The sequence below is a fragment of the Armatimonadota bacterium genome (assembly GCA_013314775.1).
Classification (GTDB): domain Bacteria; phylum Armatimonadota; class Zipacnadia; order Zipacnadales; family JABUFB01; genus JABUFB01.
The window spans coordinates 200,299-215,057 of the sequence record JABUFB010000003.1; the positions used below are offsets into that span (position 1 = coordinate 200,299).

Annotated in this window: 13 protein-coding genes and 1 tRNA gene; 7 read left to right on the forward strand and 7 right to left on the reverse strand. The window is 63.7% G+C overall.

The window, feature by feature from the left end:
• Window positions 1–43 precede the first annotated feature (43 nt).
• The 7 genes from HPY44_03615 to HPY44_03645 all read right to left on the reverse strand — a co-directional run bounded on the left by HPY44_03615 (window position 44) and on the right by HPY44_03645 (window position 5,950).
• Window positions 44–1,324: a glucuronate isomerase gene (locus tag HPY44_03615; protein NSW55078.1), complete on the reverse strand. Its 1,281-nt coding sequence runs from the start codon at window positions 1,322–1,324 to the stop codon at window positions 44–46.
• Between the two features lie 128 nt (window positions 1,325–1,452).
• Window positions 1,453–2,745 carry a homoserine dehydrogenase gene (locus tag HPY44_03620; protein NSW55079.1) on the reverse strand — a complete coding sequence of 431 codons (1,293 nt, stop codon included), beginning with the start codon at window positions 2,743–2,745 and terminating at the stop codon, window positions 1,453–1,455.
• A gap of 136 nt (window positions 2,746–2,881) precedes the next feature.
• Window positions 2,882–3,322 carry a biotin carboxyl carrier domain-containing protein gene (locus tag HPY44_03625; protein ID NSW55080.1) on the reverse strand — a complete coding sequence of 147 codons (441 nt, stop codon included), beginning with the start codon at window positions 3,320–3,322 and terminating at the stop codon, window positions 2,882–2,884.
• Between the two features lie 115 nt (window positions 3,323–3,437).
• Window positions 3,438–3,513: transfer RNA gene (locus HPY44_03630), tRNA-Met, on the reverse strand.
• 9 nt (window positions 3,514–3,522) lie between these two features.
• Window positions 3,523–3,696 carry a hypothetical protein gene (locus HPY44_03635; GenBank protein ID NSW55081.1) on the reverse strand — a complete coding sequence of 58 codons (174 nt, stop codon included), beginning with the start codon at window positions 3,694–3,696 and terminating at the stop codon, window positions 3,523–3,525.
• Between the two features lie 105 nt (window positions 3,697–3,801).
• Window positions 3,802–4,701: a peptidyl-prolyl cis-trans isomerase gene (locus HPY44_03640; GenBank protein NSW55082.1), complete on the reverse strand. Its 900-nt coding sequence runs from the start codon at window positions 4,699–4,701 to the stop codon at window positions 3,802–3,804.
• Between the two features lie 67 nt (window positions 4,702–4,768).
• Window positions 4,769–5,950 (reverse strand): CapA family protein, encoded by a 1,182-nt coding sequence (locus HPY44_03645; GenBank protein NSW55083.1) that lies wholly within the window; start codon window positions 5,948–5,950, stop codon window positions 4,769–4,771.
• 657 nt (window positions 5,951–6,607) lie between these two features.
• Between HPY44_03645 and HPY44_03650 the strand changes: the two genes are divergently transcribed.
• The 7 genes from HPY44_03650 (at window position 6,608) to HPY44_03680 (ending at window position 14,756) form a co-directional block, all read left to right on the forward strand.
• Window positions 6,608–7,042: an Hsp20/alpha crystallin family protein gene (locus tag HPY44_03650; GenBank protein NSW55084.1), complete on the forward strand. Its 435-nt coding sequence runs from the start codon at window positions 6,608–6,610 to the stop codon at window positions 7,040–7,042.
• Between the two features lie 295 nt (window positions 7,043–7,337).
• Window positions 7,338–8,303, forward strand: coding sequence for a hypothetical protein (locus HPY44_03655; protein ID NSW55085.1), 966 nt, complete (start codon window positions 7,338–7,340; stop codon window positions 8,301–8,303).
• Window positions 8,300–9,109, forward strand: a complete 810-nt coding sequence (locus HPY44_03660) for a metallophosphoesterase (GenBank protein ID NSW55086.1) — start codon at window positions 8,300–8,302, stop codon at window positions 9,107–9,109. The genes HPY44_03655 and HPY44_03660 overlap by 4 nt, the downstream gene beginning before the upstream one ends.
• Window positions 9,110–9,179: 70 nt before the next feature.
• Window positions 9,180–12,092, forward strand: coding sequence for an alpha-mannosidase (locus HPY44_03665; protein ID NSW55087.1), 2,913 nt, complete (start codon window positions 9,180–9,182; stop codon window positions 12,090–12,092).
• Window positions 12,093–12,299: 207 nt separating this feature from the next.
• Window positions 12,300–12,863, forward strand: a complete 564-nt coding sequence (locus tag HPY44_03670) for an HAD family hydrolase (protein NSW55088.1) — start codon at window positions 12,300–12,302, stop codon at window positions 12,861–12,863.
• Entirely contained in the window at window positions 12,860–14,212 is a 1,353-nt protein-coding gene (locus HPY44_03675; protein NSW55089.1) for a hypothetical protein, read from the forward strand. Before HPY44_03670 ends, HPY44_03675 begins: the two co-directional genes overlap by 4 nt.
• Window positions 14,213–14,276: 64 nt before the next feature.
• A complete protein-coding gene (locus HPY44_03680) occupies window positions 14,277–14,756 on the forward strand; it encodes a DUF402 domain-containing protein (GenBank protein NSW55090.1) in 480 nt (159 codons plus the stop codon).
• Window positions 14,757–14,759 lie beyond the last annotated feature (3 nt).

Here is a 14,759-nt window from a genome sequence, read left to right on the forward strand (position 1 = left end):
CTCGGATGCCGGCCTGCCACTGGGTGACCTGTTCCCCGCGTCCCTAGACCTTGCGCCCCACGAACTCCGTGAAGTTCCGAGATACCAGCCGCTCCACGTCATCCGCGATAGCCGCCGCGGTCACCCGCCAGCCGGTTGCCGCGAGATCCGCGTACTTGTCGGTCAGCACAGTCGCGATAATTTCCCGCGAATGCTTCCACTTGTAGATGAGCTGGTCGAGAATGCGGGCGTCGGAATGCTGAGGGATCATGGACAGTCCCAGCAGCTCCAGGCGCATGCGGGTCATCTCGTTGATGGTTAGCGGGTCGTTCAGGAACCACCAGCAGCCGAAGGGCATGAGGTTCGGCAGTTTGCGGGCGGCCACGCACAGTTCATGCTGATTCTCGCGGGACAGGAGGGTGCAAAGGAAGCGGATGTCCGGATTGTCGGCGGCCATCCGCTCCACCGCTCGGATGTCGCACTTGCCCACACCGTCTCCTGCCAGCTTCAACGCCGGATTGAGCTGTCGCTTGACGCCGATCATCATGGCGAATGGGGTGCCCGTATCCCGTGCAACCGGCAGGACGCAGTTGGCGATCATCTGAGCGGTGAAATCGTCGCCCGGGAACTGGAAGGTGTCAGGCAGCGAGACCGCCATGTACATGGGCTTCATGCGTTTGATTTCGTCGGCCAGGAACTTGCGGACATTTCGGAACGCCTGCTGGGTGAGACCGGGCGTCACCGGGTAACCCCACTCCTGCAATGACGCTACATTTCGCGCCCACATGCTCTCGATCAGCACGCCGTCGATGCGCAGGGCAGGCAGGAATCGCGGGTCGGTGCATCCCTCGCCGAGCCAGACCGGGCGCTCAATGGGGTCGAATGGGTCATTTGTCATCACGGCCGCGCGCACGTTGGACAGTTTCAGCACCCGGTCGATGTGCTCGGTCACAGTGGTGCTTGCGAAGTACTCCCGCGCGGCCTTGAGGTCCGGCTGATTGACGTCGATCCCCAGTGCATTGAGGGTGGTGAGCACACCGCGGCACGCCTCACTCACCGGGGAGCTTTCCACGAACAGGTGCTGCCAGATGCGGTCGGCCTGCCCGGTCTTTGTCATCGCGTAGAATTCGGCGGGAGACGGCCCGCCGGGAGCGCGACAGACCTCGGCGATCAGGTAGTGGTAGGTGACAAGCTCATCCACGCCCCACAGGAGAAGCTCGCCGAAATCGGCGCTGTAGATGTGGGTGTGCAGGTCGATGACAGGCGCAGTCTCGAGGGCGGTCGAGACAGCGGCAGCGATCTGCTCCCGCCCCGAAAGCGCGTCGCAGTTCTGGCAGGTTGGCATGGTGCGGACCCCCGGGGTCAATGTGATGTGTGCAGGGCATTTCGTCGGCGCGTGGTGGGTCTCCTTCAGCGAAAGAGCCGCCACCCGGTTGGGTGACGGCCCTGCGGGCGATCTAAAGAAAGGAGGGGCTATTCCACCACTCGGATCACGTTGGGGATGGAATCGACGATGCCCAGGTTGGAAATCGCCGCGAGCGCGGTGCGCAGGTTTCGTTGCGGACCGGGGTGCATTACCCAGACGATCTCCGCAAGATCATCGCCAACGTTGGCCTCCTGGATCACCGATGCGATGCTGACGCCCTCCTGGCCGAGGATCGTGGCGATGCTGCCGAGGACACCCGGCCGGTCCTTCACTCTCATACGCACGTAAGCCTTGGCTACCACGTCGTCCATGGGCAGGATGTTCGCCTGGCTCTCGCAAGTGCAGGGAACGCGGCCTCTGGCATTGCGCAGGATATTACGGGCACAGTCGATCACATCCCCTGCGACGGCGCTGGCTGTGGGAAGCGCCCCCGCACCGCGACCATAGAGCATGACGTCATCGCAGGCATCGCCCTGGACGAAAATGGCGTTGAAGACCCCGTCCACCGAGGCCAGAGGATGGGACCGGGGCACGAGCGCCGGGTGGACACGCACCTCGATCTGGTCATTGTGCCGGCTGGCGATGGCCAGGAGCTTGATCACGTACCCCATGCGTCGCGCGTACTCGATGTCGGTCGGTGTGATCTTTGAGATGCCCTCGCGGTACACGTCCTCCACATTGACCCGGCGCGCGAAGGCAATCGCAGCGAGGATCGCGATCTTGTTCTGCGAATCAATGCCCTCGACATCCGCGGTGGGGTCCTGCTCGGCGTAACCAAGGGCCTGGGCTTCTGCGAGAACCTCGGCGAACTCCCGGCCCTCCTGGCTCATCTTTGTGAGGATGTAGTTTGTGGTGCCGTTCACAATGCCGAGAATGCGCTGGATGCGGTTGGCTTCAAGGCTCTGGTGCAGTGCACGGATAATCGGGATGGTGCCGCCCACAGCGCCCTCGAATTGAACATCGACGCCTTTATCGCGGGCGGCGTCGAGGATCTCGCTGCCGAACTTTGCCATGAGCTCCTTATTGGAGGTGACCACGGCCTTGCCGTTCTCGATAGCCGTCATCACCAGCTTGCGTGCGATGCCAATCCCGCCTATGGTCTCGACGATGATGTCGATGGACGGGTCCGTGCACAGGGCCATGCCGTCGGTGGAGCGCAGTTCCGCGGGCACCTCGAACTCACGAGGACGGTCCCAGTCGATGTCCGCCACGGCGGCAAGTTCCACGGGGGCCTGGGTGCGACGCGCGATCTCATCGGCGTTGCGGGTCAGCAACTGGTAAAGCCCGCCACCCACGACGCCGCAACCAAGAATGCCGACACGAACCGTGCGTTGTTCCATAACACGAACCTCCTGAACCGATGTAGCCGGTTCGAGAATGCGACCTGGGCCGGGCGAGAGCTTGCATGATAGCGTGGGGGGGAGGTGGGGTCGCGACGCCTGCGCGCATGAACAGACACAGGGCGCGACCCCGCGGCTAAGTAGTCTCGACGTACATCAGGACCTGCCCGGCCTCTACGTGGTCCTCATTGGCGACCAGGATACGCCTGACGATGCCCGAGACGGGGCTGTGCACGTCGTTGAAGAGCTTCATGGCCTCGATCAAGCCGACAGTATCGTTTTCGTGAACTTCCTGATCCGGCTCAACGTACACGGGAGACTCGGGCGAAGGTGCACGATAAAAGATGCCGGACATGGGCGCGAGGATCGGGGTGAGGTTCTCCGGGATCGCCGGCTCAATGGGCGCATGTGCGCCGATGTCTACCGGACCGGCGACGCCCCCTGCAACTACAACCGCGGGAGCGTCGAGACGCTTGATGACCGCCTGTTGCTCGCCCATCTGGACCTCGATTTCGGCGAGGTTCTCGTTCTCGGCGAGGGACAGCAGCCATTGGATGTCGGAATCGTCGATAGCCATGGGTGTCTCCCGCGGGCACGGCCGGCGTGGGTGCGCAGGCCTGATCTGATGCCCATAAAACCTTAGCGACGGGGATGCCCGCCGCTATCAGTCAGGAAGGAAGTAAGAGGATATCTGGTAGCGGGGGAGGGATTTGAACCCCCGACAACGCGGGTATGAACCGCGTGCTCTAACCACTGAGCTACCCCGCCACTCAATCGCTACTTGCGCTTTCGCTTCTTCTTCTTCGCCTTCTTACGACGAGCCTCTTCCTCTTCCAGCCGCTTCGCTTCGATCTCCCGCTGAATATTGCGCGAGACCTGCTCATCGAACTCGCGAAGAGGGGCTCGATCGAATGCAGCCAATGCCTTGTAGTCAACGTTGTACTTGCTCATAACCAGCCTCCAGGACGGATAGAATAGCGATCTTGCGCCCCGGAGTCAACCGCTTTCTAGGGCCGGGTGTGAGCGAAACCGAGTGCGGCGCTCAAAGCTCTTGCGCTATCCGGCCGGTTCCTCAACTGCCGGCCCGGACAACTGCAGGAAACGCTGGACATGGGCGTTCTTCATCAGGCCTGCGCGCATCTCACGCATGAGGGCGAGGGTTTTCTGTTCCTTCATCATCTGTGCGATGCCGTCCTTCACTTCCTCGAAGGGCGCGGTGCGTTCGTTCTGGCGATCTTCGCGCTTGACGATATTGTACAGGCCCTGGAACAGCACAACCGGGCTGATGTCGCCATCCTGCTCGAGCGCCATGGCTGCCTGCATGAGGGGGCTGCCATCGTCGGTACGGTAGCCGATTTCTCCGCCAGTTTTCATGGTATACGGGTTGATGTTGAACTCCCGCGCCGCGTCACCCCAGGTCTTCTCGCCGGAAGCGATCATCTGCCGGACCTTCTCGGCCTGCTCTTTGGTCTTCAGGGAAATGACGCTGATCTTCACCCGGGTCGGCTCCCGAAACTGGTCCCGGTTCTTCTCGTAGAACGCGCTGACGTCAGCTGCGGAGACCGTGGCCTGCCCCTCCACCATCTTGCGCAGGAGAACCTGGGTGCGCATTCGGGCCCGGAGGTTGGGGATGGTCATGCGACGCGTGGCCAGCCAGACCTGAAACGGCTCGCACTGGCCGGCCTGCGCGCCCGTGTCCATACTCGTCTGCATGGCCAGCAATTCTTTGTCGATTTCCTCGTCCGTCGCAGTGACTTTTGCGTTCCTTGCCGCCTGCTCGATAACAAGCGCTTGGATCATCTCATCCAGCACCTGCTTGCCGTACCACTCCACGAGCGTGTCCTGGAACTGCTTTTCGGTAATCGGTTCCGTGTTCACCTGGGCAACCGGGTCCACCGCAAAGGCCGGAACCAGGAGGGTCAGTGCGAGAGCGAGCATCGTTAGCGTGCGAATCATCGGCTTCTCCTACAGTTAGATGATAGCTGTGCGGGCTAATCCGGGCCCACGGTTATCAGACGGCCTTTCAGGCGTCAGGGTTCGCAGCGACCGTCTGGGTGCCGGAAGCCCGGGCCTTGATAGCTGGGTCTATGCGCACCACCACGCGGGAACCGGCGATCTCAGCTGGGGTGCCCAGATCCCTGCTGAGGTCCCGCAGGCGACGCGCGATCTTCAGCGCCCGCTCCTTCTCCGGGTAAATCGGCCCCAGGCGGGAGCGTTCAATCCAGATGGGTGTGGCCTTGACCTGCCACTGCCCACCCTCTTTCCACCACAGTTCGAACAGCGCGCTTTCCATGCGCTCACCCTCGCGCTGGTCGAACACGAAATTGCCCATGCTGTACAGTATCGGGCGATTCTTGTAGATGCCGATGCCCTGAAGCGTGTGCGGGTGGTGCCCCAGGATGCAATCAGCCCCGGCATCGATGAGCGCCAGCGCGGTCTTGCGCTGCCGATCACTGCGCTTGCTCTGGTACTCCTCACCCCAGTGCACGGAGACGAAGAGAACATCACAGCGCTTGTCGGTGCGCCGCACCTGCTCCATGACTGCTTCCGGGTTTTCGTCAATCTTGCAGTAGGACCCATGCTCGAAACTCAAATCAGTGTATGCCAGGAAGGCCACCTTCAGGCCGCCCACACGAAATATCACGGGCTCCCAGCTTCGCTCGCGCTCGCGGTTTGCACCTACATACGCGATATTGCTCTCATCCAGACAGTCGAGAGTGTTGAGCACGCCCTCACGCCCTGCGTTGAGGGTGTGATTGTTCGCGAGTGAGACCACATCGATGCCGCCGTCTACGAGGACTTTGACCGTGGCCGGATCGGCCCGGAAGGAACAGTTCACTGGGTCGTGTGGCCCGGTTTTCGATAGCGGGCATTCCAGGTTTGCGAAGGTGAGGTCCGGTGCACGCAACTGGTCGCGGACCTTCGCGAGAATAGACTCGGGGCCATTGGCGCGGATGCGTTTGCCCACGCTGCGGTCCAGCATGATATCGCCGACAGCCGCCATCCAAAGCATCCTGCGGGCCTCGGGCGCCGGTTCGACGCTGAGAGCAGCCGCAGGGGTGAGATCAACTGCGGCGGGCCCGGGCAATGCGCCGGCCTGGGCCTGGGGTCTCTCCCCGCACCCGCTAAGGCAGCAGCACAGGAGCAGGCTCAGGGCGGCCGTGCAGAGCGGGAAGGTCCGGCACAGTGAGGGCCACGTACCCATCCGCCACCTCCATGGAGAGCAAGAGACGTGGCAATGATACGCGACTTGTGAGAGCACGTCAAACGCCTCGCAATGCGCCGGCAGGCGCGTTGGTATTCGGGGATGCGTGTCGGCCGAGGCCGAATTCGCCCTCAGCCGGCCCTTTGCCCTGAGCCTTTGCCCCGCAGACCGAGAAGCGGGTGACACAACCGCCCAGGGTTCTCATTGTTCACTTCTGTCGCCCCTGTTGGAGGCTCCAGTGACCCAGGGATGGGCCGATTCCACGGGTTCCGTTCGGCTTCGCTCCACTCCACCCTTGGCTGTAAGCTGGCGCCCAGTTCGCGGGCAGTGAGGCAAAGGGCCCACCAGCGAGATGCCAACGCTCTCGGACAGCGGAACTCACTCCAAGCAGGTAGAGCCGGTGGCGTCGGTAGGTCGAGACACGCTCGGGAAGCTACGCCCATAGGAGGCAGAGAGAACGCGCACTTTCGGCTGGTCCGGGTCCGCTCCGCCGGCGATGGTAGGGTGGGTTGGTAGCCGGAAGGTTGGAGTGCACGCGGCTCGCGCGGGAAGTTTCAAAAAACTCGCTGAAATGACTTGACAGTACTACGCTCAATCATTATAATAACGGCACAAACAGGGCGCTGCCCATGAATACTATCAAGCGGAGGGATTAGCATGCGCAACGACCCGTGGAGCACCATGCGTGCTATGATGGACGAGATGGACCGTTGGGCAAGAACGGGCCTGGGCCGCAGGGGCCAGGAACTTGCCGACGCCCTGGGCTATCTGCCGCTGGACGTGGCCGAGACCGCTGACGCGTATATTCTCAGCGCTGAGCTTCCTGGCGTCACGATGGATGCTGTCTCGGTGAACGTCGAGGATAACGTGATCACGATCACCGGCACCAAACCGGCGCCTGAGGACACGGAGACTGTGAAGTACCACCGCATCGAGCGGCCGTACGGGAACTTCCAGCGCTCCTTGGCTCTGCCGCGGAACGTGGATCCGGATCAGGTGTCCGCGAAGTACGAAACGGGAGTGCTCACCATCACGGTAGGCAAGCGCGAGGAAGCCAAGCCGAAGCGGATCGAGATCCAGGCGGGTCCGTAGCAGCTTCGTCTAGTCATGCCAACACAAGCGGCCACCCCGGAGGACGGGGTGGCCGCTTTTCATGCATGGGGATGATCTCCGCGACCGGGCGGAGCCAAATGCAATGGTGGGTACCGTACCGGGAGGGAGGGCTGTGCCCCTTGGCAACACCGGGGCTGTGGCCAGGCCGGAAGCAGGGTCGATCGCGGCTCACTCTCACCGGAGAGCCTTTGAGTTCGGGCACAAAGGGCGCGGGCCAGGCTCCGTCGAAATCACCGACCGCGGCGGATTCTACACCCGCCCGGCGAGGTGATCCATGAACCCCAATGCCTGCATGCAGATGCTTACACCCGACTATTGGCCTGCCCGACTGGGGCAGATTGAAGACGCCCTGCGCCGCCTGAAGCGCGGGCGAGTGGAGACCTTCGGCCTCAGCGCCGGCAACCGACCTTTGTGGGGCGTCGTCTACGAGGCGTCCGGCGCAACGCAGACGCTGTGCATTGTCGGCGGCACCCACGGTCATGAGCCGGGAACATGCGTCTCGTGCGTCAATGCCATGCACGTGCTGGAGCACGAGCGGGATCTCAAAGGCGACCGTCTTCCCGCACTATCCGAGGCAGCAGAGCGCATCAACATCCTCTTTATCCCCGTGTTGAACGTCGACGGCCGGGCGCGACTGCCCGCCGGTTTCCACGCCACATGGTCGGACAACACGATCCCCTACGAGCGCGGCGTCAACTCAGGCCACAAGCTGAACCAGGGCGAAAACGGCGAGCTTCTGGACGGGATCGACCCCTCGGGCATGGTACTGCTCGGGGGGCGCTATAATGATGCCGGGTTCCTGATGAATCGCCCCGTGTCGCTCACCCAGACGCGCAGCATTGAGGTGCGCCAGATGCTCCAGTGGCTGGACAGGTACCCACCCGACTGTCTGGTGGACCTGCATGCCTGCGGCAGCAACTTCTTCATCATGAACCGCATGCTGCCCGAGCCTTACCGGGAGAAGTTACGGGCGATCAACCGGCGTGTGAGCGACATCCTCCTGGCACGCGGAAGCCGGATCGGGCCCATCGACGGAGACCAGGCCCCTGCGGAGTCCGGGTTTGTCAGCAACGTGCGGATGGTTTATCATCGCTTCGGGTCCCTGGCTTTCGTCTTCGAAGGCCGCCAGGGGTATCTCAACTTCCCACCACTTTTCGGGTATGACCGAATCGTCGACGATTACCTGACGGTGATCGCCGAAACTGCCGCATACGGCGCCGAGGAGGGTTTCCGGCCGTGAGACGCTGCCGCGCGCTGCTATTGAGTGGAGTGCTCTTCGTCGGCACACTTACCGCGCACGCCGACATCTATTTCGGCGTCTTCGGCGACAGCCAGCCCGGAGGCGACTGGAACTATCCGGTGCTGTCGGCCATCGCGGCGGACATGGCCGGAAGGCGACTGAGCCTCGTGCTCGGCACTGGGGACTACATTGACGGAGCGCGCAGTCTGGGCAGCCACAAAGGGCAGTGGCTCCATTTCTTCAGGGGTATCGCACCGCTCCAGCAATTGGGGAAGGTGCCCGTGGTGCTGGCCCCGGGGAATCACGACATCCGGGGAAGCCGCGCCTACCTGGAGATTTTCGAGCAGCACTTCGGTCCGGCCTACAGAAGCTTCGACATGGGCGGCTGCCATTTTATCACCCTGAACACCGAGGAGCCGGGCCGGGCCGGGATGATTGCCGGCGAGCAACTGGCCTGGCTGAAGCGCGATCTCGCGGTCACCCCCAACATCACCCCGACTTTCATCGCCATGCACCGCCCGCTGTGGCCCGTGAGTATCCACGTCGGCGAGAGTCTGGATCAGTACCCGGAGGCCCGCGACGCCCTCCACCAGCTGTTCGTGTCCGAAGGCGTCCGCTGCGTTTTCCAGGGCCACGAGCACCTGTTCAACCGCCAGTTCAGGGATGGTGTGGAGTACATCATCAACGGTGGTGCGGGCGGGTCTTTGTATGCGCGGCCGGACCGGGGAGGCTTCCACCACTGGGTCCTGGTGCACGTGCGGGACGGCAATCACGCCCTGCAGATTCGGAAGATCAAGTTCGAGTGACGGTCGCCCGGGCATCAACCCGTGACCGTCGCCAACCAATCACCGGCGCGAGCCAAGGAGCGAACCCGCCTTGAATCCCACGAACAGCTTTGAAAAGATCATGTCGCAGATGGCCGTTGCCGAGGGCGCACACGGTAAGTGGTACGAGCGCATCCGGGCCGAACTGGACTTCGCCGCGAGGATGGCGGACGCGAACCCGGATCGGGCTGCGGAATGGCGCCCGATCATCGAGCAGGCGGCCGCGCTGGTGGCCGATGGTCTGAAGGGTGGCGGCGGAGACTTGCCGGCGCTGGTTGCGGAGGCGGAAAAGATACTGGCGCCGCTGTCGCCTGCTGCGAAGGAGTACGCGATCTACTGCGCCGGCCATGCGCACATTGACATGAACTGGATGTGGAGTTGGCCCGAAACCGTTGCGGTCACCCACGATACCTTCAGTACCATGGACCGCCTGATGGACGAGTTCCCGAGCTTCCACTTCTCCCAAAGCCAGGCTTCCGTCTACCACGCCATGGAGAAATACGCCCCGGAGATGTTCGAGCGGATCCGCCGGCGCATCCAGGAGGGCCGCTGGGAGTGCACGGCCTGCCAATGGGTCGAGGGAAGCAAGAATCTGGCGTCGGGCGAGATCCTCTGCCGCCACCTTCTCTATACCCGCCGCTGGTTCCGGGATCACCTGGGTCTGCCCTTCGACGCGGTGAAAATCGACTGGGAGCCCGACACTTTCGGCCACTGCTGGACGCTTCCGGGCATTCTCGCAAGAGGCGGTATCAGCCGCTACTACCATCACCGCAGTTCGGGGCCCCAGCTACAGGCCATGTCCTCGGGCAGCGCCTCCCAGTTGTACTGGTGGGAGGGCAAGGACGGCAGCCGCGTGCTGGCGTACGACGACTCACCCAATGGCTACAACTGCGAGATCAATCCGCACATGACCCACCTGCTGTTCGCGATCCAAAAGCACACCGGTCTGAAGAAGATACTGTGGGTGTACGGGGTCGGCGACCACGGCGGCGGACCTACCCGCAGACACCTTCGGGCCGCGCAGGACATGGAGAGCTGGCCGGTCTGGCCGCGGGTGCTTCTCACCACTACCGACGCGTTTTTCAGCGACGTTGAGCGGGAAATCGCCGAAAGGGGCCTGGAGCTTCCGGTACACAAGGGCGAGCTGAACTTCGTCTTCGAAGGCTGCTATACGTCCGAGAGCCGCATCAAGTTCGCCAACCGTTCGGCGGAGAACGACCTTGTAGACACCGAAATCATCGCCTTGTGCGCCAACCGGCTCTGCGGTATGGAGTACCCCTCGACGGTGCTCGAGGAATGCTGGCAGCGCGCCATGTTCAACCAGTTCCACGACATCCTGCCGGGCTCCGGTGTGAAAGAAACCGTGGAATACGCCCTCGCGCTGTTCCAGGAGAATCTCGCGAACACCGGCATGATCCGCACCCGCAGCCTGCGCGCGCTCGCGGGGATGGTGGACACTTCGGCGCTGGAGCCTGCGGCACTGCCGACCGCATCCGACATGGGCCTCGGCGCCGGCGTGGGCAACGGGGCATGGTGGGGCGGCGTCTCCAGCCTTGGCGAGGCGGAACCGGGCGGTGAAGTTTTCGTGATATTCAACCCCGCCCCGTTCCAGCGCGACGAGATGGTGTGGGTGAAGATCTGGAACCGGCCCTTCGAAGGCGGCCGCATTTCGGTACGCGACAGTCAGGGCAAGGTGCTCCCCGCGCAGATCATGGGCTCCGGACATTACTGGGGCCACCAGTTCGTGGATGTGGCCTTCCCGGCTGCAGCCCTGCCGCCTGTGGGGTACCGCAGCTACGTGGTGGAGCCGGTCGCGGCGCAGCCCGAAGATGGCCCCCGCGCGTACCTGAAGGAGCTTGGCCGGCCCATCTACCGGCTGGGTTATGTGTGCGCACAGACCTCCAGCCCGGTGGCCATCGGCAACGACTTGCTGGAGATCACCATCTGCCCCGAGAGCGGCGGGATCACGAGCCTGATCGACAAAGCAACCGGGAAGGACCTGGTGCCCGAGGGTGAGGTCCTGGGCGTCATCCAGCGGGAGCAGGAAGTTCCCCACGGGATGACCGCCTGGCAGCTTGCGCCTATCTCCGATCGGGTCGAGCCACTGGCCGGAGCCACCTTGGACATGGTCTCCGAGGGCCCGAACGTGGCCGCGGTGCGTCTGAGCGGCAAGCACAATGAATCCGAGTATGCATTGAATATCCGCGTGCTTGCCGGAGTGCCGCGCATCGATTTCGAGCTGAACGTCAACTGGCTGGAGCGTGGCGACCCGCGCACCGGCGTGCCTGCCCTGCGCGTGTCCTTCCCACTGAACGTATCCGACGGTGCAGCGAATTTCGAAATTGCCTCCGGGCATATCGAGCGCGAGGCCGACGGCGAGGAAGTCCCGGCGCTGAACTGGGCGGATCTCACCGGGAAGATGGAAGACGGCACAGTGGCCGGCGCCACGCTGGTCAATGACTGCAAGTACGGCCACCAGGCCTTCGAGAACGGCCTGCGGCTCACGCTCCTGCGCTCCAGCTACGACCCGGACCCGCTGCCCGAGATTGGCCGGCACGAGATCCGCTTCGCCCTGGTTCCGCACGTGGGTGCCTTCGATCCGGCGGCAGCAATAAAGGCCGGGTATGCCTTCAACCACAGGATCATCCCGGTGGCGACCACGGCCCACACAGGCGACCTGCCGGCGGAAGGTTCAGCCCTGGAAGTGCTCACCGATAACGTGATGATCTCCGGCATCAAGCAGGCAGAGGACGGCGACGGGCTCGTCATCCGCCTGTACGAGTTCGGCGGCATTGAGACTGAGGCCCGCGTGAGGCTCCATTCGCGCATTGCCGCTCCGGATTCGGCTGCGGTGGAGACGGATATGATGGAGCAGCCGCTGGCCAACTCCACCGCGAGCATGAGCGGGGACACACTGTCGGTCAAGGTGCCCGCATTCGGCATCGCGACGGTGAAGATCGGCTGACAACAGTGACAACCGGGGGACTGGCATCGCTTTTCGCTGCCGTCTGCGAAAGGCGTGCCTGTACCCGGTTCAGGACAGTGACGGGCAATCGGCATGGGTGCCACGCCAGGGCAGTTCGTGGTGTGCTCCCTGCACCGAGCACTGCTTCCGGGGGAAGCAGTGGCACCCGCGGGCGCCCCCATCTCCCGCAAAGCAAGGTGATGGCGAATGATCCCGGACCGCGCGCAAGCGCTGGAAATCCTGCATGAGTTCACCCAGGCCGAGCACCTGCGCAAGCACGCCTATGCGGTCGAGGCCGCGATGCGCGGCTATGCACTGCAGTTCGGCGAAGACCCCGAATACTGGGGCGTGGTCGGGCTCCTGCATGATTTCGACTGGGAAGCGCACCCGACGCTGCCCGACCACCCCCTCAAAGGCGCGGAGATCCTGCGCGGCAAGGGTGTGGACGAGACGCTGGTGCTGGACATCCTGTCCCACGCGCCGAACCCGGATGCGCCCCGGGACACCCCGCTGCGCAAGGCTCTCTTCGCGGTGGATGAGCTGACCGGGTTCATCATCGCCACGGCGCTGGTGCGGCCCTCGCGAAGCCTGTCCGACCTGGAAGCCCGGTCGGTGCGCAAGAAGATGAAGGAGAAGTCTTTCGCGGCGGCGGTGAGCCGGGATGACCTCGTGGAGGGCGCCGAACTGCTGGGCATCGAACTGAACGAGCACATCCAGAATGTGATCGATTCCCTGAAGCCCATCGCGGGCGAACTGGGTCTTGCCGGATGAACGAGAGCAACCCCGGGCTGGCTATCCTGGTATGCGCCCTGTGCGGATCGCTGGGCTGGGGCCTGCGCGGGGTGTTCGGCGGGCAGTCCGGGGCCATGGTTCCCGGCGCGCTCATGGGCCTGGGCATCGCGGCGGCGGTGGCCCGGCTCGGGCTAAGCGTGGATGCCCTGCGCCTTGCGGCGGTGGGAGCAGCGGCCTTCAGCATCGGCGGCGTGACCACTTACGGGCAGACCCTGGGGCTGGTCCACAACTCCCCGCGCCCGGCCACATACTGGTGGGGCGTGCTGGGCTGCTTCATCAAAGGCGGCCTGTGGTTCGGTATCGGTACGGTCTGCTTCGGGCTTTACCTCAACGGTCATTTCGCGCGGCCGGTGGGCGTCAGTGCATTGGCTCTCGCCGCGGGCATCGCGGGCATTCTCGGCAGGCGCCTGATCAACGAGCCGCTGGACCCTCCCCACCGCTACCCGCGCATCTACTTCTCCCGCCGGGCGCTGGAAGGCGAGGACCTGGGGAAGGACCCGCCGCGCCGGGAGTCCTGGGGCGGCCTGCTCTTCGGGCTGCTGACGCTTTGCGCAGGCGCGTGGGTCGGCCTGGGCGACGGCTCGGTGGCGCTCATGGGGCTGGTGGGCTTCTGCGGCGGTGCGGTGGGTTTCTCGGTGGGGGAGATGATCCAGGCCAAAGGCATGTGGGGGCCCGGGGAACAGCGGCGCAAGTGCCCGTGGATGGACTGGTGGAAGGTCATGGAGATGACCTTCGGCCTCATCGGCGGGGCGTCAGTTGGTGCGGCGGCGCTGATGGCGCATTCCACCTGGTGGCATGTCCTTGTCCGGCCTGCGTCGCCGGTGCCTGACGCCGTCCAGTGGGCAATTGCCGCGCTGTGGCTCGTGCCACTGCTGGCCGCGGTGAACGGAAACCGGGCTGCCGGGAAGCTGTATGACCTGCCAATGCTGAGCGGAATGGTGATCTTCGCCGCCTGTGCCCTGCCGGGACCCAGCGCGTGGCTATTGACGGGTGGCTTCGTCTTCTACGTGTCCGGCCTGAGCTGCCTGCACCGGTGGCGGAAGTCGCTGAACCGCGGGGCGACGCTCCTGTGGCATCTGGTGCTGGTGGCCATGACGGGGGTCTCGCTGGCGTTCGTGGGGCTGATCTCGGAGCCCTGGAACCTGCTGCTCTGGGTGGGCCTGTCCCAGACGGTCATCAGCTTCGTGAAAGCCCTCGGAGAGCCTGAGACAGGGAGTTTGCGCCGGCGGCTGGGTTCCCTCGGTGCTGCCTGGCCGGTGCACGGGGGCTTTCTGGTGTTGACAGCCTCGGCCTGCCTCGCGGCCTATGCATTGGCAGGCAGTATGTGACCCCGCCCGACGCCCTTTGACCGAGTCTGCGGATATGGCGTATTCTATCGGCCAGGAGCGGAATATGCCGAAGATTCAGGAACAGAAACGCCACATCAACAAGCCCGATGAATACTTCTTTTGTGATGAGATTTACCGCGAGCCGGGGTATCTCGTGCTGCGGTATGACGTAACCCGCGCCGGGCATATCGGGCCCTTCGAAATCCCCGCAGGTTCGGTCACCATCGCCCACTATCGCGAAAACACCAGCTATGTCCTCTGGGAGATGTGGGGGCCGGAGCGGGAGCTCCTGGGCTACTGCTACCATATCTGCCTGCCCCCGGAGATCGGCAAGGACCACGTGGAGTACCTCGACCTGCTCCTCGACCTGTGGTTCGATCCGGACGGCAAACTCACGGTGCTGGATGAGGACGAGCTTCTGCAGGCCGCAATACGGGGCGATATCAATAAGGAGCAGGCGGAACTGGTGGACTGCCAGCGCAAGGCGATCGAAAAAGACCACGCGCAGATCATTGCCGGGCTGTGGCGGCCTGAGCGGATCTGAGCC

Excerpts from the sequence above, each read along its gene's own strand:
- HPY44_03615 (NSW55078.1), bottom strand. The coding sequence starts at position 1,324 with ATGCCAACCTGCCAGAACTGCGACGCGCTTTCGGGGCGGGAGCAGATC.
- HPY44_03620 (NSW55079.1), bottom strand. The coding sequence starts at position 2,745 with ATGGAACAACGCACGGTTCGTGTCGGCATTCTTGGTTGCGGCGTCGTG.
- HPY44_03625 (NSW55080.1), bottom strand. The coding sequence starts at position 3,322 with ATGGCTATCGACGATTCCGACATCCAATGGCTGCTGTCCCTCGCCGAG.
- HPY44_03635 (NSW55081.1), bottom strand. The coding sequence starts at position 3,696 with ATGAGCAAGTACAACGTTGACTACAAGGCATTGGCTGCATTCGATCGA.
- HPY44_03640 (NSW55082.1), bottom strand. The coding sequence starts at position 4,701 with ATGATTCGCACGCTAACGATGCTCGCTCTCGCACTGACCCTCCTGGTT.
- HPY44_03645 (NSW55083.1), bottom strand. The coding sequence starts at position 5,950 with ATGGGTACGTGGCCCTCACTGTGCCGGACCTTCCCGCTCTGCACGGCC.
- HPY44_03650 (NSW55084.1), top strand. The coding sequence starts at position 6,608 with ATGCGCAACGACCCGTGGAGCACCATGCGTGCTATGATGGACGAGATG.
- HPY44_03655 (NSW55085.1), top strand. The coding sequence starts at position 7,338 with ATGAACCCCAATGCCTGCATGCAGATGCTTACACCCGACTATTGGCCT.
- HPY44_03670 (NSW55088.1), top strand. The coding sequence starts at position 12,300 with ATGATCCCGGACCGCGCGCAAGCGCTGGAAATCCTGCATGAGTTCACC.
- HPY44_03675 (NSW55089.1), top strand. The coding sequence starts at position 12,860 with ATGAACGAGAGCAACCCCGGGCTGGCTATCCTGGTATGCGCCCTGTGC.
- HPY44_03680 (NSW55090.1), top strand. The coding sequence starts at position 14,277 with ATGCCGAAGATTCAGGAACAGAAACGCCACATCAACAAGCCCGATGAA.